At 66.4% G+C, this 24,984-nt stretch carries 18 protein-coding genes; 7 read left to right on the top strand and 11 right to left on the bottom strand.

What is annotated here, in order from left to right; translation table 11 throughout:
• The first annotated feature begins 172 nt into the window (after nt 1-172).
• Entirely contained in the window at nt 173-1,477 is a 1,305-nt protein-coding gene (locus tag LRS53_RS11955; RefSeq protein ID WP_064307867.1) for an MFS transporter, read from the top strand.
• Nucleotides 1,478-1,535: 58 nt separating this feature from the next.
• Here the strand turns inward: LRS53_RS11955 and purT are convergent, their stop codons facing one another.
• The 3 genes from purT to LRS53_RS11940 all read right to left on the bottom strand — a co-directional run bounded on the left by purT (nt 1,536) and on the right by LRS53_RS11940 (nt 3,775).
• Complete coding sequence (gene purT / locus LRS53_RS11950) at nt 1,536-2,717, bottom strand: formate-dependent phosphoribosylglycinamide formyltransferase (protein WP_231356024.1); 1,182 nt, start codon at nt 2,715-2,717, stop codon at nt 1,536-1,538.
• A gap of 21 nt (nt 2,718-2,738) precedes the next feature.
• Nucleotides 2,739-2,936 (bottom strand): DUF1289 domain-containing protein, encoded by a 198-nt coding sequence (locus LRS53_RS11945; RefSeq protein ID WP_231356023.1) that lies wholly within the window; start codon nt 2,934-2,936, stop codon nt 2,739-2,741.
• A gap of 251 nt (nt 2,937-3,187) precedes the next feature.
• Nucleotides 3,188-3,775, bottom strand: a complete 588-nt coding sequence (locus LRS53_RS11940) for a CoA pyrophosphatase (protein WP_068383471.1) — start codon at nt 3,773-3,775, stop codon at nt 3,188-3,190.
• A 127-nt stretch (nt 3,776-3,902) separates the two neighbouring features.
• On the opposite strand from LRS53_RS11940, the gene LRS53_RS11935 reads away from it, so the two are divergent.
• Together LRS53_RS11935 and LRS53_RS11930 are read left to right on the top strand one after the other, a co-directional pair.
• Nucleotides 3,903-4,457: an NUDIX hydrolase gene (locus LRS53_RS11935; RefSeq protein WP_064307865.1), complete on the top strand. Its 555-nt coding sequence runs from the start codon at nt 3,903-3,905 to the stop codon at nt 4,455-4,457.
• Nucleotides 4,458-4,587: 130 nt separating this feature from the next.
• Nucleotides 4,588-5,061 (top strand): L,D-transpeptidase family protein, encoded by a 474-nt coding sequence (locus tag LRS53_RS11930; RefSeq protein ID WP_371099786.1) that lies wholly within the window; start codon nt 4,588-4,590, stop codon nt 5,059-5,061.
• A 41-nt stretch (nt 5,062-5,102) separates the two neighbouring features.
• Here the strand turns inward: LRS53_RS11930 and LRS53_RS11925 are convergent, their stop codons facing one another.
• From LRS53_RS11925 to LRS53_RS11910, 4 genes are read right to left on the bottom strand one after another with little or no spacing between them, the layout of a single operon-like run.
• Nucleotides 5,103-6,257, bottom strand: a complete 1,155-nt coding sequence (locus LRS53_RS11925; RefSeq protein ID WP_231356022.1) for an ABC transporter ATP-binding protein — start codon at nt 6,255-6,257, stop codon at nt 5,103-5,105.
• 10 nt (nt 6,258-6,267) lie between these two features.
• Nucleotides 6,268-6,927 (bottom strand): ABC transporter permease, encoded by a 660-nt coding sequence (locus LRS53_RS11920; RefSeq protein ID WP_068383475.1) that lies wholly within the window; start codon nt 6,925-6,927, stop codon nt 6,268-6,270.
• 4 nt (nt 6,928-6,931) lie between these two features.
• The gene (locus tag LRS53_RS11915) at nt 6,932-7,834 is read right to left on the bottom strand and encodes a glycine betaine ABC transporter substrate-binding protein (protein WP_231356021.1); all 903 of its coding nucleotides are present in this window, start codon (nt 7,832-7,834) and stop codon (nt 6,932-6,934) included.
• Nucleotides 7,835-7,843: 9 nt separating this feature from the next.
• Nucleotides 7,844-8,554 carry an ABC transporter permease gene (locus LRS53_RS11910; RefSeq protein ID WP_231356020.1) on the bottom strand — a complete coding sequence of 237 codons (711 nt, stop codon included), beginning with the start codon at nt 8,552-8,554 and terminating at the stop codon, nt 7,844-7,846.
• 781 nt (nt 8,555-9,335) lie between these two features.
• Here LRS53_RS11910 and LRS53_RS23640 point away from each other — a divergent pair.
• The 4 genes from LRS53_RS23640 (at nt 9,336) to LRS53_RS11895 (ending at nt 13,979) form a co-directional block, all read left to right on the top strand.
• Nucleotides 9,336-9,467: a hypothetical protein gene (locus LRS53_RS23640; RefSeq protein WP_269216692.1), complete on the top strand. Its 132-nt coding sequence runs from the start codon at nt 9,336-9,338 to the stop codon at nt 9,465-9,467.
• 319 nt (nt 9,468-9,786) lie between these two features.
• Nucleotides 9,787-10,833, top strand: coding sequence for a glycoside hydrolase family 5 protein (locus LRS53_RS11905; RefSeq protein WP_231356019.1), 1,047 nt, complete (start codon nt 9,787-9,789; stop codon nt 10,831-10,833).
• 294 nt (nt 10,834-11,127) lie between these two features.
• Nucleotides 11,128-12,303: an acyltransferase family protein gene (locus LRS53_RS11900; RefSeq protein WP_173149041.1), complete on the top strand. Its 1,176-nt coding sequence runs from the start codon at nt 11,128-11,130 to the stop codon at nt 12,301-12,303.
• Between the two features lie 92 nt (nt 12,304-12,395).
• The gene (locus tag LRS53_RS11895) at nt 12,396-13,979 is read left to right on the top strand and encodes a peptide chain release factor 3 (protein ID WP_064307861.1); all 1,584 of its coding nucleotides are present in this window, start codon (nt 12,396-12,398) and stop codon (nt 13,977-13,979) included.
• 74 nt (nt 13,980-14,053) lie between these two features.
• On the opposite strand, the gene rmuC is transcribed toward LRS53_RS11895, so the two are convergent.
• The 4 genes from rmuC to recC all read right to left on the bottom strand — a co-directional run bounded on the left by rmuC (nt 14,054) and on the right by recC (nt 24,875).
• Nucleotides 14,054-15,637: a DNA recombination protein RmuC gene (rmuC, locus tag LRS53_RS11890; RefSeq protein ID WP_231356018.1), complete on the bottom strand. Its 1,584-nt coding sequence runs from the start codon at nt 15,635-15,637 to the stop codon at nt 14,054-14,056.
• Nucleotides 15,638-15,710: 73 nt separating this feature from the next.
• The gene (gene recD / locus LRS53_RS11885) at nt 15,711-17,792 is read right to left on the bottom strand and encodes an exodeoxyribonuclease V subunit alpha (RefSeq protein ID WP_231356017.1); all 2,082 of its coding nucleotides are present in this window, start codon (nt 17,790-17,792) and stop codon (nt 15,711-15,713) included.
• Nucleotides 17,785-21,447 carry an exodeoxyribonuclease V subunit beta gene (gene recB, locus LRS53_RS11880; RefSeq protein ID WP_231356016.1) on the bottom strand — a complete coding sequence of 1,221 codons (3,663 nt, stop codon included), beginning with the start codon at nt 21,445-21,447 and terminating at the stop codon, nt 17,785-17,787. The genes recD and recB overlap by 8 nt, the downstream gene beginning before the upstream one ends.
• Nucleotides 21,444-24,875 (bottom strand): exodeoxyribonuclease V subunit gamma, encoded by a 3,432-nt coding sequence (gene recC / locus LRS53_RS11875; RefSeq protein ID WP_231356015.1) that lies wholly within the window; start codon nt 24,873-24,875, stop codon nt 21,444-21,446. The genes recB and recC overlap by 4 nt, the downstream gene beginning before the upstream one ends.
• Nucleotides 24,876-24,984: the final 109 nt, after the last annotated feature.

The raw sequence follows: 24,984 nt of genomic DNA, 5'->3' as shown, positions 1-24,984 counted from the left end.
ACCTGCATAATCAGGCGACCGAACCACGTTCGGCGCGACCCGGCCAACAGCCAGGTCGCGCCCGGCACGTCATAACAGGTCGTCACGCCCGTCCTCATCCTCGGACAGCCGCTGCCCCATCGGGCCGCTCCGGCAGACGCCTCCTACAAGAACGACTGCCCGGTATCTCTGCATGTCCACGACCGCTGCCGCCTTCGACGCGCCCACTTCCGTGCCGCGCAATTCCCCCACCCGCGTGGCCACCGCCAGCTTCATCGGCACCGCCATCGAGTTCTACGATTTCTATGTCTATGCCACGGCCGCGGCCCTGGTGATCGGCCCGGTGTTCTTTCCCCAGGGCTCGGGCATGGCCCAGACCCTCAGCGCCTTCATCACCTTTGGCATCGCCTTTCTGGCGCGTCCCCTGGGTTCGCTGCTGTTCGGCCACTTCGGTGATCGCATCGGGCGCAAATCCACCCTGGTGGCCTCGCTGCTGTTGATGGGCATCTCCACCACCCTCATCGGTCTCCTGCCCGGCTACGCCAGCATCGGTGTCTGGGCCCCCATCCTGCTGTGCCTGCTGAGATTCGGCCAGGGCCTGGGTCTGGGTGGCGAATGGGGTGGTGCGGCGCTGCTGGCCACCGAGAATGCCCCGCCCGGCAAGCGCGCCTGGTTCGGCATGTTTCCCCAGCTCGGCCCCTCCATCGGCTTCCTCATGGCCAACGGCCTGTTCCTGGCTCTGGCGCTGCTGCTGGACGATGAGCAATTCCGTGCCTGGGGCTGGCGCATCCCCTTCCTGCTCAGCGCCCTGCTGGTGGTGGTCGGCCTCTATGTGCGGCTGTCGCTGCACGAGACGCCGGTGTTTGCCGAGGCCATGGCCCGCCGCGAGAAGCTGCGCCTGCCCATGGTCGAAACCTTCGGCAAGCACGGCAAGGCGGTGCTGCTGGGCGCCCTGAGCATGGTGGTGTGCTACGCCCTCTTCTACATCTCCACGGTGTTCTCGCTGAGCTACGGGGTGAAGAATCTTGGTTACAGCCGGCAGGAATTCCTCGGCCTGCTGTGCATCGCGGTGCTGTTCATGGCCCTGGCCACGCCGCTGTCGGCCTGGCTGGCGGATCGCTTCGGCCGCAAGCCGGTGCTGGCGGTGAGCGCCATCGCCGCCCTGCTGTCGGGCTTCGCCATGGAGCCGCTGCTGACCCACGGCTCCAGCCAGGCGGTCGGCCTGTTCCTGGCGCTGGAACTGTTTCTCATGGGCATGACCTTTGGTCCCATGGGCGCCCTGCTGCCGGAAATCTTCCCGACCCAGGTGCGCTACACCGGTGCCTCGGCGGCCTACAACCTGGGCGGCATCCTTGGCGCCTCCCTGGCGCCCTATGCCGCGCAGCAACTGGTGGAAGCCGGCGGCCTGAGCTGGGTGGGCGGCTACGTCTCGGCGGCGGCGGCCATCAGCCTGGTGGCGGTGCTCTGCATGCGCGAAACCCGCGATCAGTCACTGTAGATTCTTCAGCGCATGAAAAAGGGCCCCGCAGGGCCCTTTTTCGTGGTGCGAGACGGCGTTACAGCTCGACCTTCACCGCCTGGGAAGCACGCACGGCCTTGGCACGCGCCGCCTCGATGCTTTCGTCGCGAGCCAGGGCCACGCCCATGCGCCGCTGGCCCTTGACCTCCGGCTTGCCGAACAGGCGCAGCGCGGTGTCGGGTTCGGCCAGGGCCGCGCCGAGGTTGCCGAAGGCGGTCTGCCGCGACTCGCCCTCCACCAGGATCACCGCCGAGGCCGAGGGGCCGAACTGGCGGATGGTGGGAATCGGCAGGCCGAGGATAGCGCGGGCGTGCAGGGCGAATTCGGACAGGTCCTGGGAGATCAGGGTCACCAGACCGGTGTCATGGGGACGTGGCGAGACTTCGCTGAACCAGACCTGGTCGCCCTTGACGAACAGTTCCACGCCGAACAGGCCGCGACCGCCCAGGGCCTCGGTGACGGCACGGGCGACCCGCTCGGATTCGGCCAGGGCCTTGTCGCTCATGGCCTGGGGCTGCCAGGACTCGTGGTAGTCGCCCTTGACCTGACGATGCCCGACCGGTGCGCAGAAGGCGGTGCCGCCGACATGGCGCACGGTCAGCAGGGTGATCTCGTAGTCGAAGTCGACGAAGCCCTCGACGATCACCCGGCCCTTGCCGGCACGCCCGCCTTCCTGGGCGTACTGCCAGGCGGCCTGCAGCTCATCGGCGCTGCGCAGCAGGCTCTGGCCCTTGCCCGAGGAACTCATGATCGGCTTGACCACGCAGGGATAGCCCAGCGCCTCGGCGGCGGCGGCATAGTCTTCGTAGGTATCGGCGAAGTGATAGGGCGAGGTGGGCAGGCCCAGCTCCTCGGCGGCGAGGCGACGGATGCCTTCGCGATTCATGGTCAGCTGGGCCGCGCGGGCAGTGGGCACCACGGTGTAGCCCTCGCCTTCCAGCTCCACCAGGGTGGCGGTGGCGATGGCTTCGATTTCCGGCACGATGAAGTGCGGCTGCTCGCGCTCGATCACCGCGCGCAGGGCGGCGCCGTCGAGCATGTCGATGACATGGCTGCGGTGAGCGACCTGCATGGCCGGGGCATCGGCGTAGCGATCCACGGCGATGACCTCGACGCCCAGACGTTGCAGCTCGATGACGACTTCCTTGCCCAGTTCGCCGGAGCCGCAGAGCAGCACGCGGGTGGCGCTGGGGGACAGGGGGGTACCGATACGGGGCATGACAGATCTCTCCGGCTGATATCAGGTCAGGAAGGCCGCACCGCCCGCCCGCGCCCGCTCGTCGCAGCGCACCAGCACCTCGCGGCGCTCGCTGTCGCTCATGGACATCCAGCGGGTGATCTCGGCGGCGCTGCGCTGGCAACCGATGCAGATGTCCTGTTCGTCCAGGGCACAGACATGGACGCAGGGCGAACGCACGGGTGAATCGGCGGTGGTCATGCGGCTTCCCTCGAATGGCCGCGCATTGTGCCCGTTAATGCCCGACTTGGCATGTGCCTTTACCTTGTCGCTAGGCTCTGCACGAAAAGGCCTGCGCTCGGTGATGCTTCGTTGAAAAACGCCTGGATCGCCAGCCCGGTCGGAATGCTCATTTACCACTCGTAAACTCGTTCGCGAGCCCGGTCCGCTTCCTCAGCGCTTTTCTCCTCGCCTGACCTTCGCTCGGCGACTTTTCTTACAGAGCCTACCGCTCAATCCCGCCTGGGCGGTGCCTTGAGCACGATACCGGCGTCGTACAGCAGGTTGACCAGCTCGACGATGATCACTGCCGTCAGCCCCCAGATGCGGTGCTCGCCATACTGATAGCTGGGCACCTGCCAACGCAGGCCGTCGTGGTCGACCCTGAGGGTGTAATCCGGCGGCACCTCGCAGAAGAACTGCAGGGGCACGGTAAAGATCGCGGCGATCTCGGCTTCGCTGGGGACGTATTCGAGCTGATCGGGAATCAGGGCGACGATGGGCGTCACCGCCAGGCCGTAGCGTGACACCAGCGGACTCAGGGGCGCGATCACCTCCACCAGGCCTGGCGGCAGCCCGACCTCTTCCTCGGCCTCGCGCAGGGCGGTGGCGATCAGATCGACGTCCTCGGGATCGCGCCGGCCGCCCGGCAGGGCCACCTCGCCGCCATGGGTGGACAGGTTGCTGGCCCTCAGGGTGAGCAGCAACTCGGGATGCTCGCCACGAATGATGGGCACCAGCACCGCCGCTTCCTGATGGCTCTCGGTGCCGCTCAGGGTGCGCGGCCGATAGTGACGCAGGCGCTGGAGCAACTCATCCACGCCGGAATTCTCCCTTGCTCATCGTATCCCCTGGATCATGGCACGCCCGCCGGGCAATCCCAAGCCCAGCCATCGCTTGCGAGGCCCGCGACCGCCCCGGCACACTGCAGCAAAACGAGGATGAATCATGAAGCATTGCAACCACTGTGGCGGCCTGCTGGAAGAACGCATTCCCGCGGGCGACAACCGCATGCGCCTGGTCTGCAGCCAGTGCGGCGCGGTGCATTACCAGAACCCACGGGTGGTGGCCGGCTGTCTGGCAACCTGGGAAGGCCGGGTGCTGCTCTGCCAGCGCGCCATCGAGCCGCGCAAGGGCTACTGGACGCTGCCGGCGGGCTTCATGGAAAACGGCGAGACCACCACCGAGGCCGCCGCCCGCGAGACCTTCGAGGAAGCCGGCGCGCAGGTGCAGGATCTGGAGCTCTATACGCTCTTCGATCTGCCGCACATCGACCAGATCTACATGCTGTTCCGCGGCGAGCTGGTTGACGGACGCTTTGGCGTCGGCGAGGAAAGCCTGGACGTGCGCCTTCTGGACGAAGCCGACATCCCCTGGTCGTCTCTGGCTTTTCCGACCATCAAGCGAACACTAGAATGCTTTTTCGCTGACCGCCGCCGTGGCGAGTTTTCACTGCGCCATGAGGGCATGGCGCCCATGGTGGTCGCACCCAAGCCTGCCTAAGGGCCTGTTCAACGTCTGCTCGCGAGACCTTGAACAGGCTCTGAGCTCTTCCGAGGATCTTCTCGACATGCGTCCGTTGCACCTGTTGTTGGCGCTCTGCTATGTGCTGTGCGGTTCGTTGCTTCCCCAGCTGGCCCAGGCCAGTACCAGCGTCACGGTGATCCGCCAGCCGGCCGCGCCGCTGATCGACAAGGTGCTGGTCATCAAGTCGCGCAATCAGCTGCAACTGCTCAGCGGCGACACCGTGATGAAGTCCTACCGCATCTCGCTGGGCAAGAATCCCCGCGGTCCCAAGTTGCGCGAGGGCGACAAGCGCACCCCGGAAGGCTTCTATTGGATCGACTGGCGCAAGACCAGCGACAAATTCAACCTGGCCATGCACATCTCCTATCCCAATCGCGAGGACCTGGCGCGCGCCAGCCAGGCCGGCGTGCGTCCCGGCAGCATGATCATGCTGCACGGCACCCCCATCGACGAGGAGTACCCGGAATGGTACTTCAACTCGCTGAACTGGACCGAGGGCTGCATCGCCATGACCAACCACGACATGCGCGAGGTCTGGGGGCTGGTCAAGGACGGCACCATGATCGAGATCCGCCCCTGAGAGCCTTTGAACAGACTCTGCGCCGCTAGGCTTCCCGTGCCCTACCCCGCCACCTGCTCCGCGGGCGAGACGATGGTGGTCTTGCCCCGCGAACGACCACTGCTGAGGTAGTCGGCGATGGATTCCTGGGTGACCTCGCCGAGGAAGTCGTTGTCGGCGCTGAGCACCGGCAGCCAGGAAGTGTTGAACTGGTACATGCGCGACAAGAGGATGCGCAGGTGCTCGTCGAAGGCCGCGGTGGCCTTGAACGGGGTGACGAAGGGCGCCACCGGCCCGCTCTGGCCGCGCAGGTCGCGGCGGCGCACGTAGCCCAGGCCCTTGTTGGCCGCATCCGTCACCACCAGGTAGCGGCGATCGTGCTCTTCCATCAATTCCACGGCATCGCCGATCAGCGTCTCGGCCTGGATCGCGGGCGCGTTGTCGGCGGCGTCCTCGGCACGAATCAGCAGCAGCCGCTTGAGGGTGCTGTCCTGGCCGACGAAGTTGCTGACGAACTCATCCTTGGGATGGGCCAGCAGGGTGTCCGGATGATCGAACTGCACCAGGCGCCCGCCGCGGAACACGGCGATCTTGTCGCCCAGGCGGATGGCCTCGTCGATGTCATGGCTGACCATGATCACCGTCTTGTTCAGCGCGCGCTGCATCTGGAAGAACTCGTTCTGGATGGCGTCGCGATTGATCGGGTCCACCGCGCCGAAGGGCTCGTCCATCAGCAACAGCGGCGCCTCGGCCGCCAGGGCACGGATCACCCCGATGCGCTGCTGCTGGCCACCGGACAGTTCGCGTGGATAGCGCGAGAGGTACTGCTTGGGCTCCAGCTGCACCATGCTCATCAGCTCGGTGGCGCGCTCGCGGCATCTCTTCTTGTCCCAGCCCAGCAGCTTGGGCACCACGGTGATGTTTTCCTCGATGGTCATGTTGGGAAACAGACCGATCTGCTGGATCACATAGCCGATATGGCGTCTGAGGGTCACCTCGTCGATGCCGGTGGTGTCCTCGCCATTGATCAGCACCCGCCCGGAGGTGGGCTCGATGAGACGGTTGATCATCTTCAGGGTGGTGGTCTTGCCGCAGCCGGAGGGGCCGAGGAAGACGCAGATCTGGCCCTCCTCCACGGTGAGGCTCACGGCATCCACCGCGGTCACGTCCTTGCCGTGCTGCTTGAAGGTCTTGGTCAGGCGGTCGAGTTCGATCATCTGGAGCTCCTTAAAGGGCGCTGCGCAGGCCGCGCGGGGTGAGGCGGCGTTGCAGCCACTGCAGGACGAGGTCGGCGACGATGGCCAGCAGGCTGACCAGCACGGCGCCGACGATGAGGGTGGCCATGTCACTGCGGCTGATGGCGGTAAGGATGAGCACGCCCAGGCCGCCGGCGCCGATGGTGGCGGCGATGGTCATGACGCCGATGTTCATGACCACGGCGGTGCGTACCCCGGCGAGTATCACCGGCAAGGCGATGGGCAGTTCGACCATGCGCAGGCGCTGCCAGAAGGTCATGCCGATGCCGGCGCCCGCCTCGCGGATGCCGGGCTCGACGCTGGTCAGCGCCAGGTAGGTGTTTCTCAGGATCGGCAGCAGCGAATAGAGGAACACCGCGGTGATGGCCGGCAGCGGACCGAGGCCCTGGCCAAACTTGGAGTAGAAGGGCAGCAGGAGGCCGAACAGGGCGATCGAAGGCAGCGTCATGACCACCGTGGCCACCGCCTGCAGTGGTCCGGCCAGCGCGGGGTAGCGGGTCATGAGGATGCCCAGGGGCACGCCTACCAGGATCGCCAGGGTCACGGCGATGCCCACCAGGGTGATGTGCTGGCGGGTCAGGTCGAGGACCTGCAGCCAGTCGATGTGATTGAAGGAGGTGACGAAATCCATGGAGTCATTGCCCTCCGCTTAGGGGGTGCTGGGCGAGAAAGTCGCGGGCCACCTGGGCCGGCGTCTGCCGCTCGATGTCCACCTTGGCGTTGAGCTGGCGCATGGTGGCCTGATCGAGGCTTTCCGCCAGGGGCCTCAGCAACGCGGCGAGATCCGGGTGCTTGGCCAGGTACCCGGCGTTCACCACCGGCGCGGCGGTGTAGTCGGGGAAATAGCCCTTGTCGTCTTCCAGCACCTTGAGCTTGAAGGCATCCAGGCGGCCGTCGGTGGTGTAGACCAGTCCGGTGAACACCTGGCCGTTGCGCAGGGCGGTATAGACCAGTCCCGGATCCATCTGGCGGATATCGTCACGGGTGTAGTTCAGGCCATAGGCCTTGACCAGGCCGGCGAGGCCGTCGGAACGGTTGGCGAATTCGATGTCCAGCGCGGTCAAGTGGCGCTTGCCGGCCTCGGCCTTGAGCAGCCGGGCCAGGTCACTGACGCTGTTGAGTTCGGGATGCTGCTGGGCGACCTTTTCCGGTAGCGCCAGGGCGTAGGTGTTGTTGAAGCGGGTGGGCGCCAGCCAGGTCAGCCCGACCTTGGCGTCCAGCTGCTTGACCCGCTGGTAGGAGGCGTCCTTGTCCAGCCGCTCGGTGACATGGTTGTAGGCCACCAGCGAGGTACCGGTGTATTCCCAGGTGAGGTCGAGCTGGGCGTTCTTCACGCCGTTCCAGGCGATGGTGCTGCCCAGGCCGCCGACGATCTCCGGCTGGTAGCCGTGGCGGGACAGGTACTGCCCGGTGAGCTCGGCGAGAATGGCCTGCTCGGTAAAGACCTTGGCACCGATGCGGATGGGCTCGGCCCGGGCACCACTGGCCAGCGTCAGTCCGAACCAGGCGACGCCCAGGGCGATAAGCAACTTCTTCATCTCGTCTCCTTAGCGGGCCAGGCCGCGTTCCAGCCAGAGGCGACTGGCGAGCAGCACCAGGCCATCCAGCAGCAGCGCCAAGAGCGCCGTGGCGGCCGCGCCCAGCAGCAGCTGCGACTGGTTCTCCAGGGCGATGGCGGGAAAGATCAGACTGCCCAGGCTGTTGGCGCCGATGAGAAACACCAGCGGCGTGGTGCCGACGTTGATCGCCAGGGCGACCCGCACCCCACCGATGATGATGGGCACGGCATTGGGCAACTCCACCTTGGTCAGCACCTGGGTAGGCGTCATGCCGATACCGGTGGCCGCTTCCTTGAGCGAGCCCGGCACGTTCTTCAGCCCCTCGTAGGTGTTGCGCACGATGGGCAGCAGCGAAGCGAGAAACAGCGCCAGGATCGCCGGCCCGTCACCGATGCCGACGACGCCCAGGGCGATGGCCAGCACCGCGAGCGGCGGCACGGTATTGCCGATGTTGAACACCTGCATGAAGCGCTCGGCACTGCGGGCGAACCGTGGCCTGCTGAGCATTACCCCCGCGGGAATGCCCACCAGCAGCGCCAGGACCATGGAGACGGCCACCAGGTAGAGGTGGGCCTGGAGATAGAACAGCAGATCCGCGCGATAGGTACTGAGGGTATCCCTACCGATCCAGTGCACCAGCAGTGCCAGGATCACCACTCCCACGGCCGAGCCGAGCAGGAGGGTCTTGAACTTCGCCATGTCAGGCTCCTTCAACGGGCGGACAGGCCGCATGCCTTCCGAGTGCGGACCTCGCGACAGGGGCGAGGCGCAGGACGGCTGTCCGGGTTCAGGGTCGAGACACAGCAGGGCATGGCGGGTATGCCGGCTGGACCAACGGGGCGGTGCGGATCTCGGGATCTGCCTAGCCCTTGGGTGTCGCTCTCTCGTAGCGACATGGCGCTTTGCCTCGACCGAAGAGATTGACGTCCATCGCAGTCGATAGTTCGTCAGCTCCTTTTCAGGCTAACCCAATAGACTCGCTCAATGCCAACCCGATCGTGCAAACGGAACACCTTGACAGGGTGAAAGGCCCAGGCGAGAGGCTCGGATACCCGGAAAAAAGCGAGAATCGCGTGCTAGAGCAGCCGGCGAATGTGTGACGATAAATTTAATACCTTTACTGTTAGCTGCTTTGCAGACTCGACGCGATATCTGTCACAGATGCCATGGCAGACCGGCTCGGTTTCGTGGAGCGTGACACGGCTCAGCTGACGTACGGTCATAACTGAAACATCTTTCTGTGAGCCAGTGCGATGCCGATGTTTTGGCACCTCTTTATCATGCCGACGAGTGGCTGACGCTTTGAGGGATCATTCAGCCATAACACGGTCAATAGGTGGCCCAGTGATAGCACCAAGCGCCGTTTCTGGAACCGCTATAAAAACAGACTATTCACCGAGCTAACTTCAAAGGGAACGTTATGAATGACATGACGGCTTGTGCATCGTTGGACTCCGCTGTTCTATCCTCTGCCCCCGTAATGCTGCTGCAACCCAAGGTGGAAAACTGGGTAGTGGTGTATCCGCACGGTGGCCTGATCGCCGACTTCGATGACGAGGCCTCAGCCCGCCGCGAAGCCGAGCAGTGGGCTGGAATCTGCCTGCGTCGCTAAAGACCGCTTTCGAATGATCTGCCTGCGCCATGGAAAGATGGAAAGCAGTCACAGGCAGTTCATTGCTCGCTCCAATGCCCTTTCCCTCCGTTCGGCTGATCGTCCCTCCGGGATCTAGACCCCGCGTCGTCCTGGCACAGGCTAACCTCCAGCCCTACCTAGCTCGCATTTCTGCGGCTTTCGCCTGGCATTAACGTCGCCTGGCGCACCTTCTGAGCAATACAGCGCAACTTCCTGACGTCTCTTCGGGCCTCATGGCGAATCGGGTCACCGCGACCCGTGCTCCTACCGTCTTCCGTCACTGTCCGGGACCTTGCCGATGACGCTACGCCTGAAAACCGCTCTCACGACCCTGCTCACTCTCTTCTGCCTGGCCGTCGCGCCGGCCACCCGTGCCGATACGCCTGACTTCCCCACCGACCTGGTCGGACTGAATTTCTCCGGTGCCGGCTTCGCTCCTCATGTATTGCCGGGCAAGCCCGGCACCAACTACTTCTTTCCCGACGCCGGTCACTACCGACGCTGGGCGGCCAAAGGCATCCGCGTGATCCGCTTTCCGGTCATCTGGGAACGCCTGCAGCCCCGCCTGGGACAGCCGCTGGATTCTGCCTATGCCAAGCTGATCGATAAGACCCTGGACAATGCCAAGCGCTATCGCATGCACGTGATCCTGGATCTGCACAATTACATGAGATACCGCGGACAGATCATCGGCAGCGCAGCAGTGCCCTACCCGGCCTATGCCGATGTCCTGCGGCGGATCGCCCAGCGCTGGCACGAGCACCCCGCCCTCACCGCCTACGACATCATGAACGAGCCCCACGATGCGGTTGAGCAATGGCCGATCGCGGCGCAGCACGGCATCGATGCGGTACGCGACGTGGACCGGGCGCGCCCGATCCTGATCGAGGGTAATGGCTGGTCCAGCAGCTATCTCTGGCCGCGCTACAACGCCAAGCTGCTAGGCCTCAAGGACCCGGCCGACAACCTGATCTATTCGGCGCACGTCTATTTCGACAACGACGGTGGCGGCAAATACCTCAAGAAGGACATGACCGACTTCGACCCGGACGTCGGCATCCGCCGGGTCGAGCCCTTCATCGCCTGGCTCAAGCAGCACGGCAAGCGTGGCCATATCGGCGAATTCGGCGTACCGGACAACGATCCCCGCTGGCTGGCGGCAATGGACCGGCTGCTGGCCCGTCTGCGCAAGGAATGCATTCCGGCCATGTACTGGGCAGCCGGCCCCAACTGGGGCGACTATCCGCTGGCGATCGAGCCGGTCAAGGGCAAACCCCGACCGCAATGGACCGTGCTGCAGAAGTACGTGAAGCCGGCCGACTGCACCGACCTGGGTCCTCGCTGAGACAAGGGCGCCACGGCCGAAGCCGAACGGCGCCCACTGCCACCCGTCAGCGATTTGCCTGAAAACAGGTGATTGCCGTCACAAAAGCCAAGGCCATGGACGGCCAGGCAAGAACTTGCTGGCTTTATGCGATCAAATTGTTACAGCAAGTAATAGTTCGACTATTAAGACGCTTGCACGACCACAAGAGCTAGGATGCCATGCCACCGTTCCCCCCTCCGCTCCCTTCTCTTTCCCCCTAGCGGCTGCGCTGCCTCCGCTTGCCTCGTCCTGCTGCACCGTCAGGGAATTCCCATGGAAAGATTCGTCGCTCTGGATAGCTTTCGCGGTCTATTGGCCGTCGCCGTTGTCCTCTTCCACACCTATGTTGCTCAGGCTGCCTCGGAAAATCCGCTGATAGCCAATGCCTACCTGTTCGTCGAATTCTTCTTTGTGCTGAGCGGCTTCGTGCTGATGCACACCTACGAAAATCGGCTGCGCACCCTGGACGACTATCGCGACTTCGCCATCAGTCGCTCGGCGCGGATCCTGCCGCTGCACCTGGCCATGCTGGGCCTCTATGTGCTGCTGGAGAGCGGTCGCCTGTTGGCGGAAAAACTGGGGATCGGCTTCAACGATCCGGCCTTCAGCGGCGCCACCGCGCCCGAACAATTCCTACCCAATCTGCTGCTGCTGCAATCCTGGCTGGGCGAGGCCATCACCGGCTCCTTCAACTACCCCTCCTGGAGCATCAGCATCGAGTACTACCTCTATCTGGTATTCGGCCTGCTGGTACTCAAGGGCCAGGGTCATCAGCGCCAGTGGTTCCTTGCGATCGCCCTGCTGGCCTTCGTACAGCTACTGTTTCCCATCCTGCCGCTGAAGACCGAGATCTTCCGTGGCCTGTCGTGCTTTTTCGCCGGCGCCTGCACCTATCGCCTCTATGTCTGGATCAAGCAGCACAATCAGGGGCAATTCGGTGGCACCCTGCTGGAGCTGGCGTGCCTGATCGCGGGTGTCGCGGTGATGACCTCGGATCTGCCGGTGCCCAAAAAGGGCGTGCTGGCGACCCTGGTGTTCTGCGTCACCATTCTTACCTTCGCCTTCGAGCGCGGCTTGGTCTCCAGCGTGCTGCACCAGGGGTTCTTCGTCCGCCTGGGCGTGCTGTCCTATTCGATCTACCTCTGCCACGCCGCGGTGATCTTCGTGTTCAAGAGCGCCTTCATCGTGCTGGGCAAGCTGCTGCACCATGATCTCACGGTGGTGGCGCCCTCCCATGATGTGCCGGTGCCCTTCATGATCCGCTACATCGCCACCGGCAGCCCCGTGCTGGACAACCTGGTGGTACTGCTGGAACTGGGAGTGGTCTTCGCCTTCGCCTGCCTGACCCACAGGTACATCGAGATCCCGGGCATGGCCCTGGGCAAGCGCCTGGTCCGCCGCAAACGCACCCCATCCTGCTGCGACGGCACCATCCAGCCGCAGCGTTGAGCGGAGCCCCGGCAGCCCCACCGACCCAAGTCGGTGGGGCTGCGCTCTGCTATACTCCGCCCCCTCTTTTTTCTTCCCGCCCAGGTTCATCCATGACCACCCAGGCCGCCGAAGTCGCCAAGCGCCGTACCTTCGCCATCATTTCCCACCCCGACGCGGGCAAGACCACCATCACCGAAAAGCTGCTGCTGATGGGTCAGGCCATCGCCGTCGCGGGTACGGTGAAGTCGCGCAAATCCGATCGCCATGCGACTTCCGACTGGATGGAGATGGAAAAGCAGCGCGGCATCTCCATCACCACCTCGGTGATGCAGTTCCCCTACCGCGAGCACATGATCAACCTGCTCGACACCCCCGGCCACGAAGACTTCTCCGAAGACACCTACCGCACCCTGACCGCGGTGGATTCGGCGCTGATGGTGCTTGACGGCGGCAAGGGCGTCGAACCTCGCACCATCGCCCTGATGGACGTCTGCCGCCTGCGCGACACCCCCATCGTCAGCTTCATCAACAAGCTCGACCGCGACATCCGCGACCCCATCGAACTGCTCGACGAGATCGAGGCGGTGCTCAAGATCAAGGCCGCGCCCATCACCTGGCCGATAGGCAGCTACCGCGACTTCAAGGGTGTCTATCACCTCTCGGACGACCGCATCTACGTCTACACCCCCGGCCATGGTCACGAACGCATCGCCACCAAGACCATCGACAAGCTGGACTCCGATGAAGCCCGCGCGCACCTGGGCGATCTCTACGACCGCTTCGTCGAGGAGCTGGAACTGGTACAGGGCGCCTGTCACGAATTCGATGGCGAGGCCTTCCTGCGTGGCGAGATGACCCCGGTGTTCTTTGGTACCGCCCTGGGCAACTTCGGTGTCGACCAGGTGCTCGACGCCGTGGTGGATTGGGCCCCGCGCCCGCTGTCGCGCGCCGCCCACGAGCGGGTGGTGGAGCCGGTGGAAGAGAAATTTTCCGGCTTCGTGTTCAAGATCCAGGCGAACATGGACCCGAAGCACCGCGACCGCATCGCCTTCATGCGCATCTGCTCGGGCAAGTACGAGAAGGGCATGAAGCTGCGCCACGTGCGCATCAAGAAGGACCTGAAGATCGCCGACGCCCTGACCTTCTTCTCCAGTGAGCGTGAGCACCTGGACGAGGCCTTCGCTGGCGACATCATCGGTCTGCACAACCACGGCACCATCCAGATCGGCGACACCTTCACCGAAGGTGAGCTGCTGGGCTTCACCGGGATCCCGCACTTCGCCCCGGAACTGTTCCGCCGCGTGCGGCTCAAGGATCCGCTGAAATCCAAGCAGCTGCGCCAGGGTCTGCAGGAACTGGCCGAGGAAGGCGCCACCCAGGTGTTCTTCCCCGAGCGCAACAACGACATCGTGCTGGGCGCGGTGGGCGTGCTGCAGTTCGACGTGGTCGCCAGCCGGCTGAAGGAAGAATACAAGGTGGAGTGCGCCTACGAGGCCATCAACGTCTGGTCGGCGCGCTGGATCGAGTGCGATGACAAGAAGAAGCTCGAAGACTTCAAGAACAAGGCCTTCGAGAACCTGGCGGTGGATGGCGGCGGTCACCTCACCTACCTGGCGCCAACCCGGGTCAACCTGGCGCTGATGGAAGAGCGCTGGCCGGAGATCAAATTCCGCGCCACCCGCGAGCATCACTAAGCGCTATCGTCCTGACCGGTGCGCCTGATACCGGTCAGGCGTACCTGCCCTCCCCCTGAACCCGTAGCGCCAGCTCAGCCCTGTTCGGAAGATTCGGCGGCGGCTTCCAGCTCGACCATCGTCAGCTCCAGCTCCGCCCGCTCGGTCCACTGACCGTCCAGTTCGGTGCGTACCGCCACGCCCAGCTCCTTGAAGTCGGCCACCTGCTTGACCAGGTTGCCCGGGCCGCCCACCAGTTGGCCGCAGGCCTTGCGATAGGCTTCGCCGGCCTTGTCCAGACTCTTGCCGATGCCGTCCATGCTGCCGAGAAAGGTACGCAGCTTGTCGTAGACCTTGCTCGCGCGCTCGGCCAGCTCAGCGGTATGGCGATTCTGGTCCTCGAAGCGCCAGAGCTGGCGGACGATGTTGAGGCTGGTCAGCAGGGTGGTCGGCGTGGCCACCAGCACGTTCTGCTCGATGGCACGCTGGAACAGACTCTCGTCGGCCTTGAGCGCTTCGACGAAGGCCGATTCGATGGGAATGAAGAGAAAGACCATCTCCGGCGAATTCAGCCCCGGCAGGCTGAAGTACTCGCGATCGGCCAGTTCACGGATGCGGTCGCCCACGGCGCGCACGTGCTCGCCCAGGGCCAGGCGACGCTCGCCTTCGTCCTCACTGTTGACGTAGCGGGTATAGGCATTGAGCGACACCTTGGCGTCCACCACCAGGTGCTTCTTCTGCGGCAGATGGACCAGCACGTCCGGCCGCCGCCGCCCAGTCTCGGTGGTGAAGCTGCGTTCGCGGACGAAGTCGCGACCCTCGCGCAGGCCGGAACGCTCCAGCACATTTTCCAGGATCAGTTCACCCCAGTTGCCCTGGGCCTTCTTCTGGCCGCGCAGGGCGGTGGCCAGGTCATGGGCTTCCTGGGTGATCTGCCGGTTGAGTTCCTTGAGATCGAGCAGTTGCTGGCCGAGGGCCGCCTGCTGCTGGACATCCTTGTGGTGGATGTCCTCGACCTTGGCGCGAAAGCCTTCGATCTGCTCGCGGAACGGCCGGAGCAGCGCATCCAGCGATTGCTGGCTGTGCTGGGCAAAGGCCTGGCCCTTGGCGTCGAAGATGCGCCCGGCCAGTTGCTCGAACTCCAGCTTGAGTTGCTCGCGACTCTCGCGCAGCAGCAGCTGCTGCGCCTGGAAGTGCTCTTCCTTCTGCTCCAGGGTGGTCCTGAGCGTCGCATGCTCTTCGGCCAGGCGCGCATGGCGCTCCTGTACCTCGGCGTGCAGCTGTTGCTCGCGGTGCTGGCGTTCGCGCAGTTCGGCGAGCTGCTCCTGGCTACCCTGCAGCTGGGCGCGGGCGGCCTCGGCCAGGGCGTGTTGTTCGGCGGCCTGCAACTGGGCCTGGCGGGTCTGCTGGCGCAACTCGGCTTCCAGCTCGCGATTGGCCTCCAGTTGGCGCTGCAGGGCGGCGGTGCGTTCGCGCTCGGCGCCCAACTCCACCACCTGGCGACCATTGGCCAGCTCGGCCCGCTGCAGGTCGTCGCGCAGCATGTCGTAGCGCTCGGCGGCGCTGTCGAGTTGCTGTTGCAGATAGCGCTGGCGCCCGGTCAGCCAGACGGCCGAACCCGCCCAACCGGCCAGCAGCAACAGGGGAAGCACAAGGGAAACGAAAGGCAGGGAAGTCATGGCGCTCTCATCGCGGACGGCTCCCCTCACCTTAGGCAGACGCGAGGGGAGCGTCCAGCGTTTATCTGTACATTTACACAGTGTTTCGCAAATCCAGGTCCAGCCCGCTGACGCGACGGACCCGACGGGCCACGGCCTCGGCGAAGATGCCGCCACGGGCCTCGATCAGGGTGAAATCATCGCGCGCGCGGGTGATGCCGGTATAGACCAGCTCCTTGGTCAGCACCGGACTGAGCTGCTCGGGCAGCAGCAGCGCCGTGTGGGCGAATTCCGAGCCCTGGGACTTGTGCACGGTCATGGCGAACACCGTCTCCACCGCCGCCAACCGGCTGGGCAGGACGAATCTCAGACCGCCGCTGCCATCGCCGCGGGGAAAGGCGACCCGTAGGACCTTGCGCCCCGGCTGGTTGGCATCCGGCAGGCAGAGGGTGATGCCGATGTCACCGTTCATCAGGCCCAGGCTGTAGTCGTTGCGCGTCACCAGCACCGGGCGGCCCTCGTACCAGCCGTGCTCGCTCGTGAGCAAACCGGCGGTCAACAGGGCGTTGGCGATGCGCAGATTGAGGCCCTCCACGCCCCAGGGGCCCTTGCGCACGGCGCAGAGCAGCTGGAAGTCGTCGAAGGCGGCCAGCACCTGGCCGGCCCAGCGCGTCCAGGCCGGATCCTCCAGAACGGTGTCCAGTTGCGGCCGTATCCCATGCAGGACCTCCAGGTAATGACGATAGCCGCGGGCGCGCCCGCGCCCTTCCAGCACCAGGCGTTCCAGGGCGCGATCTTCCGGTCCCTTGAGCAGCACCCGGTGCAGGTCGGCGTAGCCGCCGTCGACCAGCACCTGCTGCGCGCCCATGCCGTCCTGGGCATTGACCCGCCGCGCCAGTTGGCCGATACCGCTGCCGGCGCCGAAGCGCCGCGAGCGCCTGAGCATCACCACCTGCTGGGCCAGGGCGTCACCCTGGTCGTCGCCGACCGCCAGCGCCGCCTGGGCCAACGACTGACCGCTCACCCCTTCCAGCCAGGCCCGGGTCGCCGGGCTGTAGCGCCCGGCTTCGGCATCCCGGCAGAGATCGCCCAGCACCGCGCCCGCCTCCACCGAGGCCAGCTGGTCCTTGTCGCCGAGCAGCACCAGTCGCGCTCGCGGCGGCAGGGCCGCCAGCAAGCTGGCCATCATCTCCAGGTCGATCATCGAGGCTTCGTCCACCACCAGCACGTCCAGCGGCAAGGGATGCCCGTGGTGATGGCGGAAGTGGCGGGTATTGGGTCGACTGCCCAGCAACCGGTGCACCGTGGTGACCCCGGTGGGGATGTGCCGGCGCAGCTCGTCGTCCACCGGCAGGCGACTGACCTGGCCGCCGATGGATTCGGTGAGCCGCGCGGCCGCCTTGCCGGTAGGCGCGGCCAGGCGGATACGCAGGGGGCGACCGGCTGCCAGCGCCGGCGCCTGGAGCAGCGCCAGCAGCCGTACCACGGTGGTGGTCTTGCCGGTCCCGGGGCCGCCGGTGACGATGCTGAAGGCACCACGCACCGCCAGGGCGCAGGCCAGCTTCTGCCAGTCGGGTTCGCCGCCCGCGTCGGGGTCCGGCGGAAACAGCCGGTCGAGGCGCTCGGCGAGATCCGCCGGCAGCGGCTCGGGGGTGGCCAGGCGCTGGCGCAAGCTGGCCGCCACCGCGCGCTCGTAATTCCAGTAGCGCCGCAGATAGAGGCGCTCACCGCCGAGCACCAGCGGTCGCTCCGGACAGCTGCCGTCGGCATCGACCAGCACGCTGGCCAGCAGCGCCTGCCGCCAGGCCTCCAGGGTATGGCCGTGCAGCAACTGGGACGGCAACAGCGAGGCGCGCGCCTCGTCGCCCTCGGGCGGCAGCGACAGGGCGGCATCGGGATTGCGCAGGGTGGCGGCGAGATCCAGGCAGACATGGCCATGGCCGAGCTGATGGCTGGCCAGGGCCGCGGCCAGCAGCACCGCCGAGTCGCCCTGGGGATCGAGTTCACCGAGAAAGCTGGTGAAGGCCCGGTCCACCTGGCGCAGCCAGCCGCGCTGCACCCAGAGTTCCAGCAGGCGAAAGAGGTCATCGCGCTGTTCGAGCGGTGCCAGGGGGCGCTCCTGGGCCAGGGACGCCAGGCGCAGCAGCCGTTCGGTAGCGGGGCTGAAATCAGACATGGGCAATCTCCGCACCGCTGAACAGCAGATCCAGAGTCTCGATCAGGGCCTGGGCGGGACGCTCGACGAAGACGCCGTGGCCGGCGGGATCGCAGCCGCGCAGGAAGAGGTAGACGGCGCCGCCGAAATGGCGCTCGTAGCTGTAGCCGGGCAGCCGCGCCTTGAGCAGCCGGTGCACGGCCAGGCTGTAGAGCACGTACTGCAGGTCGTAACGCTTGGCCAGGACGGCGGCTTCCATGGCCGCGCGGGTATAGGCGCCGGCCTCGGCGCCCAGCCAGTTGGACTTGTAATCCACCACGAAATAGCGCCCCTCATGCTCGAACACCAGGTCGATGAAGCCCTTGAACAGACCATTGAGCTGGCCCGGCTCCAGCATCGGCCGTGCCTGGCCGCCATGGGTGCCGCGGCGAACCAGATCGTCCAGTCGCTCCAGATCGACGCCATGGGTGGCGAACCAGAATTCCATCTCCACCTGATAGCGCGCCAGTTCGCCCAGGCGCTGACCTCCCCCCGGCAAGGGCAGCGGCAGCTCCAGCAACTGGCGCAGCCAGCCCTGCAGGATGGGAATCCAGTGATTCCAGCCGCGTCGCTGGCAACGCCGGGCGATCAGGTCGTCCAGCCGCTCAGGCGCGGCCTGGATGGCGGTGAAGCCCTCCTCGCCGACCCACTCCAGCAGGCTGTGCAGAAAGGTGCCCGGACCGGGGCCGCGGGGAAAGCGATGCAGGTCTTCGCCAGCCGCGGGCTGGCGAGCCTCGTCCGGGGCGAGACGGTCATCGTCGAACAGCTTCTGGGCTGCCGGGGTGTCCAGGTCCAGCTCCAGGTTCAGCTGGCCTTCCTCCCGCGCTTCGCCCAGGCGCGTACCGATGCGCAGGGCGCTGTAGGAGGCGATCCACCAGTCCTCGCGGGCCGCCCGCCGGGCTGTCAGCGCCCTGAGGGTCACCGGGGCCTCGCGGGCCTCGGGCAGGCGGGCCGGATTGGCCTCGGGCAGCGGCAGGATCAGGGTGTCGGATTGCGCGCCGATCAGGGTGGCCAACGCCGTTCCCAGGGCTGCTGAACTGGCCAGGGGCTCGCCGCCGGTGGCCAGATAACCCAGGGCGCTGCGGGCGAAGCCAGACTCCTTGCTGCGGCCACGCTTGAGATCGGCCACCCCGACCCAGCAGGCGTGCCGGGCCCGGGTCAGGGCGACATAGAGCAGCCGCAGGTCTTCGGCCAGGCGCTCGTCGTCGGCGCGGGCCAGCTCCACGGCGGAGGGTTTGAAGGTACGGCGCAACTGGCCCTGGTCGTCGTGATAGCGCAGTGGCAGGCTGGCGCCCTCCTCGGCGCGATAGGCGCAGGCGAAGGGCAGGAACACCAGCGGATACTCCAGGCCCTTGGACTTGTGCACCGTCACCACCTTGACCAGCTCGGCGTCGCTCTCCAGGCGCAGGATCTGTTCGTCGGCGGCGCCCTGGGCGGCCAGCTGCTCGGCCAGGTGGCGGATCAGCGCCTGTTCGCCGTCCAGCTCGCCGGCGGCGCGCTGCAGGAGTTCGGCGAGGTGCAGCAGATTGGTCAGCACCCGCTCGCCGTCGGCGCGGGCCATCAGCCTTTGTGGCAGACGGAAGTCCTGCAGCAAGCGGCGCAACATGGGCAACACGCCCTGGGTGCGCCAGAGCTGGCGATAGCCACGGAATTGCAGCACCCGCGACTCCCAGGCCTGCTCGTCGTGGTTGAGGGCATCCAACTCGGCCAACGGCAGGTCGAGGGTCAGGCTGCCCAGGGCCGCGCGCAGCCGGCGATCCACATCGGGCTCGGCGCAGGCCTTGAGCCAGTCCAGCAGGCAACGGGCTTCCTGGGCGGTGAACACCGAATCCTTGTCCGACAGATAGACGCTGCGCACCCCACGGCGCACCAGGGCCTGGCGTACCGCCTGGGCCTCACTGCCGGCGCGCACCAGGATGGCGATGTCGGCCGGCCGCAGGGGCACCAGTTCGGCGTCTTCACGGCGAAAGCCGGCCTTGCCCTCGGCCGCCAAGCACAGCAGTCGGACGATCTCGCTGGCGGTGCTCTCGGCCAGGGTGGCGCGATAGGCGGTACCGGCCAGGGGTTCGTCGCTCGCCAGCTGCCAGAAGGTCAGGGCTGCGCCCGGTACGCCGTCAATCTCCAGAGCTTCGCGCCGGCCCTGGGCACGGACCGGTTCGAAGGGCACCGGATTGTCCTCGCCCTGGCGGAACAGGAAGGCGGCGCGCCGTGCCGTCATCTCGCCATGCTGGAATACCTGGTTGACCGCCGCAACCATGGCGGCGGTGGAGCGGAAGTTGGTGTCCAGCGAATGCAGGTGGCCGGCATTGGCGCGGCGGGCCTGCAGATAGGTATGGATATCGGCGCCGCGGAAGGCATAGATGGCCTGCTTGGGATCGCCGATCAGGAACAGCCCGGTGCCCACTTCTGCGCCGTAGACGGTGCTGAAGATTCGGTACTGCACCGGATCGGTGTCCTGAAATTCGTCGATCAGCGCCACCGGAAACTGCTCGCGGATCAGCGCCGCCAGTCGTGCGCCAGCGCCATCGGCCTGCAATGCCCGATCCAGACGGGTGAGGATGTCGTCGAAGCCCAGCTCGGCGCGACGCAGTTTCTCGCGCTCGAACTTCTGCTGCACCCAGGCCGCGGCATGTTCCAGCAGGGGCACCTCGGGGCTGGGCAGCTCGGCCAATTGCCCGGGCAGGCGCGCCATGGCTGCCAGGGCCGGATGATCCGGCGGGCTGGCCTTGGTCCAGACCTCGGCGAAGCCCTCCTCGGTCAGCCGGATGAAGCCGGTGCCGATATCGAGGTCTTCACTGGCGGGGTTGTCCGCCCAGGCGACCAGCTTGTCGCACCAGGGCCCGAAGAATCGCTTCTGCAACTTGCGGCCGTCGACCACCTTGGCGTCGCAGCCGGCCTGGCAGAGTTCGCGCAACTCTTCCGCCCACTGGGCCCAGGGCGCCTTGAGCCGTGCCAACCGCGCCTGGCGTTCGGCCAGGGCGGTGGCCAGCAAGGCGGCGGGTTCGCCCTGGGGCGCACCCAAGGCCTCGCTCAACAGGGGTCGCAGGCGCACGGCCAGGGCGCGGGGTTCGCCCCAGTGCTCGATCACCCAGTCCAGCGCTTCCCCTTCGAGGGGATAGCAGAAGCGCCGCCAGTAGTCGCGCACCACCTGGGCCAGCAATTCGCTCTGGTCCTGCTCCAGGTTCTGCACGAAGAGACTGCCGCTGTCGAAGGCGTGCTCGCGCAGCATGCGTTGGCACCAGCTGTGGATGGTGGAGACGGCCGCCTCGTCCATCCACTGGGCGGCGATGTCCAGGCGCCGGGCGCAATCGGCCCAGGCCTCGACTGAAAAATCCTCGCGCAACTCGGCGAGCAAGGGATCGGGCGCCACGATCTCGTCACGGAAGAAGCGCGCCGCCTCGGCCAGGCGATGGCGAATGCGGTCGCGCAATTCCTGGGTGGCGGCCTCGGTAAAGGTCACCACCAGGATCTGCGGCGGCAACAGGTCGCGGCCGAAAGCCGTCTCGGGTGTACCGTGCCCCAGCACCAGACGCACATAGAGCGCGGAGATGGTGAAGGTCTTGCCGGTGCCGGCACTGGCCTCGATGAGCTGATTGCCCCGCAGCGGAAAGCGCAGGGCGAGCGGGCGCTGGCTCATGCCTGTCCCTCCCCGCCAACCACCTGCCAGCCAGCGGTATGCACCGGCGCATAGAGGGTCTGGCACCAGCCGTCGAATTCCTCGTCGGCTAGCAGCGCGGCGAAATCCGGATACTGCCGACGCAGCGCCGGATGGGTCGCCGCCTCGCCCTGATAGGCCTGCTCGGCCGCGGCCAGGGCCTTGTCCGGCTCATTGGCCAGCCAGGCGAAGGCGGTGCGCGGCGCCACCGGCAGCGGACGCCGCTGGCCCAGTGCCCAGGCGTCCAGCAATTCATCCAGCTGCCGCCGGGCCAACTCGGCGTCCAGCGGCGCCAGCAGCAGGGTCAGATCGGTCGCCACCACCGCGGTGGTCAATTTCAGGCCACCCGCCGCAGCGACCAGATGCTGCACCCAGGGCCGTAGCAATCGGTGCCATTTGCGGGTACGGGTGCTGCCCAGGCCATTGGCCTGAGCGGTCAGGGCCAGCAGCCCCTCAGGACCGCGGCGCAGGCGTTCGAGATTAGCCACCAATTGCAGCTCTTTGTGTTCGAGATCCAGGGTCACGGCCTCTTCCAGGGGTTCGGGCCAGCGCAGCGTCAGGGCCTCGACCTGGGCGACCACGGCAGGCAGAGGCTCGCGCAAGGCCCGCCCGGCCCGCTCGCCAAAACCCGCCAGCGGCAAGCGACCACTGCCGCGCAGGCGCTCCGCGGCGGCCATGAGCGCCTGGTCGGCCTCGGCAGGCTCAGCCAGTGCCGCCGCCAGCAGGTCTTCGCCCAACTGGTAGCGGGTCAGGGCATCCAGACCGAAGGGCTCTTCGTCTTCCGCCGGCGCATCGGGCGCCGCGAAATGCACCTTGAGTCGATTGGCGAAGAACAGATCCACCGGTCCGCGCAGAAAGCGGGCGAGATCATCGAGGCCCAGGGGCTCTTCGGGTACCAGCGGCGGCAGCAGGGCGTCCTCATCGCGCGTGGTGCGGTCATGCACGCCCAGCCACTCGGCGGCAAAGCTGAAATAGCCGCGCTCGCCGCGAAAATAGCGGGCGCTGAAGGGTTGCAGCGGATGTTCCTGGGTCAGGGCCGCCAGGAGGCGCTCCGGCTCCTCTTCATGCCCCGCCAGCCGCCAACCGGTCTGGAGATGGTCACGCAACTGGGCGACCAGTACCGACGGCGGGCGCTCGCTATTGTCGCGGATGCTGCGCCCCACCCAGCTGACATAGAACTGATCGCGTGCCGAGAGCAGCGCCTCCAGCAGCAGATAGCGATCATCCTCGCGCCGCGAGCGGTCACCGGGGCGATAGTCCTGGGCCATGAGATCGAAATCCAGCGGCGACTGGATGCGCGGATAGGCACCGTCGTGCATGCCCAGCAGACAGACCACGCGGAAGGGGATGGCGCGCATGGGCATCAGGGTGCAGAAGTTGACCGCCCCGGCGAGAAAGCGCTGGGCCAGGCCCCCGCTGTCCAGTCCGGCCAGCCAGGCCTCGCGGACCACGGTGAGCGGCAGCTCTTCGTCCAGGGCGACGTCCTCGCACAGTTCGAGCCAGCGCTCGCGTAGATTTTCCAGCTGCTCCAGCAGGTATTCGTCATGCTCGTCCTGGACGCTGAAGAACAGCGCCAGCAGCGCCTGCAGGCGGGCGCCCCACTCCGCCGGCCGGGCCGGCTGGGCCAGCGCCGCCTGGGCCGCATCCAGCGCATCGAGCAGATCCACCAGCGGCCCGACCAGCGCCGCGTCCAGGCCACCCACCTCGTCGAAGGGTTCGATATCGCCCAGGGCCGCGCCACTGCCTACGGCATAGCCCAGCAGCATGCGCCTCAGGCCAAAGCGCCAGGTGTTCTGCGTCAGGCCTTCAGGCAGGTCGAGGCGACTGCGTTGCTCGGCATCCAGCCCCCAGCGCACGCCGGCGCCCTCCAGCCAGAGGTGCAGGGTCGGCAGATCGCCCTCACGCAGGCCGAAGCGAGCACGCACCGCCGGCACGTCCAGCAGGTCGAGGATCTCGCTCAGGGCGAAGCGGCTGTCGGGCAGCTGCAGCAGATGCTCCAGGGCGATCAGCAACGGCTGGAAGCCGCGCTGGTGCTGGTCGGCCAGGCTGAAGGGGATGAAGCGCGGATCCTGGCGGTCAAGCTGACCGAACACCGCACGGATGTGCGGCGCATAGGCATCGATGTCCGGCACCATGACGATGACGTCGCGCGGCCTCAGGCTGCCATCGCTGTTGAAGCGCGCCAGGAGCTGATCGTGGAGGATCTCCACCTCACGCTGCGGACTATGGGCCACATGGAAACGCATGGACCTGTCCCGCGCCGGATCTACTGCCGGCCAGCGTTCACGGGTCTCGGTCAGCGGACGCAATTCGAGGATGTCGTCCTGCAACTGGCCGAGCAGATGCTGGGGTTCGGTGTCGGCGAAGAGATCGATACGGCCGCCGTTGAGGTCCTCGAACAGCCGACGATAACCGTCGGGCTCGTCGAATTCGTCCAGCAGGTGGATGTAGTCGCGGCCCTGCTTGCCCCAGCTCGCCAGCAGCGGCTGACCGTGCTGATGCAGCGCCTCGGCATCCAGCGTCTGGGGCATGCCCGGCTTGCGCTGTTGGCGGCGATAGTTCTGTCGCAAGAGATCCTGGTCAGCGACGATGTCGGACCAGTGATGGCGACAGGGATTGTGCACGCAGAGCAGCACCTGGCTGAAGCGCGCCAGCGCGGCCAAGGCTTCGAGGGTCTGCGCCGGAATCGCCGACAGGCCAAAGATCACCACCCGCCGCGGCAGACCAGCCGGCGCTTCGGTGGCCGCCTGCATTACCTCCAGAAAGCGCCGGTGCACCCCGGCCCGGCTGCGGGCCAGGCCACCGTCGCCCACGTCGGCCAGCAGCGCCCGCCACAGTTGCGCCTGCCAGCGACAGCTCTCGGGCAGGGGACGCCGGCCGTCGCGCAGGCTGGCCAGCAGATCGCGGCCCGCTGCCCAGTCGTTGAGCCAGTCGGCGCGGTAGACCTGGTAGCCGTCATAGAGATCGGCCAGACGCTCGGCCAGTTGGTAGCGCTTGCGCAGATCGCCGTCATCGTCGAGAAAACGCCGCAGTGCGGCGAAGTCGGGCTGCAGGAGCAGGGTCGGCAGGAGTCGCATCAGGCGCCAGGTCAGGGGTGCGCGGTCCAGCGGCGAGGATGGCGGTACCTGGTCACGACCCAGTACCTGGCGATAGGTCCGCCAGAGAAAGGCCGCCGGCAACTGCACCTCAAGGGCTGCGGCCACCCCGCAGCCACCCTCGTCGTCCCCGCGCGGATCCTCGGCCAGAGCCAGCTTGAGCCATTGGGCGATGCCATTGCTCTGCACCAGCACCTGTTCGTTTTCCAGTGGCGCCAGGGGATAGCGCCGCATCCAGCCGACCGCCAGGCCGCGCAGCTCTTCGAGCCGGTTGCCGTGTACCACCATGAATCCGGGAGTGAGCGCCTCGGACATCCTACGCCTCGCTGTTCGCTGTCTGCGGCCAGGGTAAGGATCACCCGCGCCGGATACCAGTCCGCAATGTGCTGACCGACGCATGACGCAGCGCACAGCCGCTCCCGTC

Origin of the sequence: Pseudomonas sp. PLB05, assembly GCF_021106615.1 — a bacterium.
GTDB classification, from domain to species: Bacteria; Pseudomonadota; Gammaproteobacteria; order Pseudomonadales; family Pseudomonadaceae; genus Chryseomonas; species Chryseomonas benzopyrenica.
The sequence above is the reverse complement of the archived record's forward strand: the minus strand, read 5'-3'. Positions and strand labels throughout refer to the sequence as shown.

Coding starts and splice junctions, on each gene's coding strand:
- LRS53_RS11955 (WP_064307867.1), top strand. CDS start 173: ATGTCCACGACCGCTGCCGCCTTCGACGCGCCCACTTCCGTGCCGCGC.
- purT (WP_231356024.1), bottom strand. CDS start 2,717: ATGCCCCGTATCGGTACCCCCCTGTCCCCCAGCGCCACCCGCGTGCTG.
- LRS53_RS11945 (WP_231356023.1), bottom strand. CDS start 2,936: ATGACCACCGCCGATTCACCCGTGCGTTCGCCCTGCGTCCATGTCTGT.
- LRS53_RS11935 (WP_064307865.1), top strand. CDS start 3,903: ATGAAGCATTGCAACCACTGTGGCGGCCTGCTGGAAGAACGCATTCCC.
- LRS53_RS11925 (WP_231356022.1), bottom strand. CDS start 6,257: ATGATCGAACTCGACCGCCTGACCAAGACCTTCAAGCAGCACGGCAAG.
- LRS53_RS11920 (WP_068383475.1), bottom strand. CDS start 6,927: ATGGATTTCGTCACCTCCTTCAATCACATCGACTGGCTGCAGGTCCTC.
- LRS53_RS11915 (WP_231356021.1), bottom strand. CDS start 7,834: ATGAAGAAGTTGCTTATCGCCCTGGGCGTCGCCTGGTTCGGACTGACG.
- LRS53_RS11910 (WP_231356020.1), bottom strand. CDS start 8,554: ATGGCGAAGTTCAAGACCCTCCTGCTCGGCTCGGCCGTGGGAGTGGTG.
- LRS53_RS23640 (WP_269216692.1), top strand. CDS start 9,336: ATGCTGCTGCAACCCAAGGTGGAAAACTGGGTAGTGGTGTATCCGCAC.
- LRS53_RS11905 (WP_231356019.1), top strand. CDS start 9,787: ATGACGCTACGCCTGAAAACCGCTCTCACGACCCTGCTCACTCTCTTC.
- LRS53_RS11900 (WP_173149041.1), top strand. CDS start 11,128: ATGGAAAGATTCGTCGCTCTGGATAGCTTTCGCGGTCTATTGGCCGTC.
- LRS53_RS11895 (WP_064307861.1), top strand. CDS start 12,396: ATGACCACCCAGGCCGCCGAAGTCGCCAAGCGCCGTACCTTCGCCATC.
- rmuC (WP_231356018.1), bottom strand. CDS start 15,637: ATGACTTCCCTGCCTTTCGTTTCCCTTGTGCTTCCCCTGTTGCTGCTG.
- recD (WP_231356017.1), bottom strand. CDS start 17,792: ATGTCTGATTTCAGCCCCGCTACCGAACGGCTGCTGCGCCTGGCGTCC.
- recB (WP_231356016.1), bottom strand. CDS start 21,447: ATGAGCCAGCGCCCGCTCGCCCTGCGCTTTCCGCTGCGGGGCAATCAG.
- recC (WP_231356015.1), bottom strand. CDS start 24,875: ATGTCCGAGGCGCTCACTCCCGGATTCATGGTGGTACACGGCAACCGG.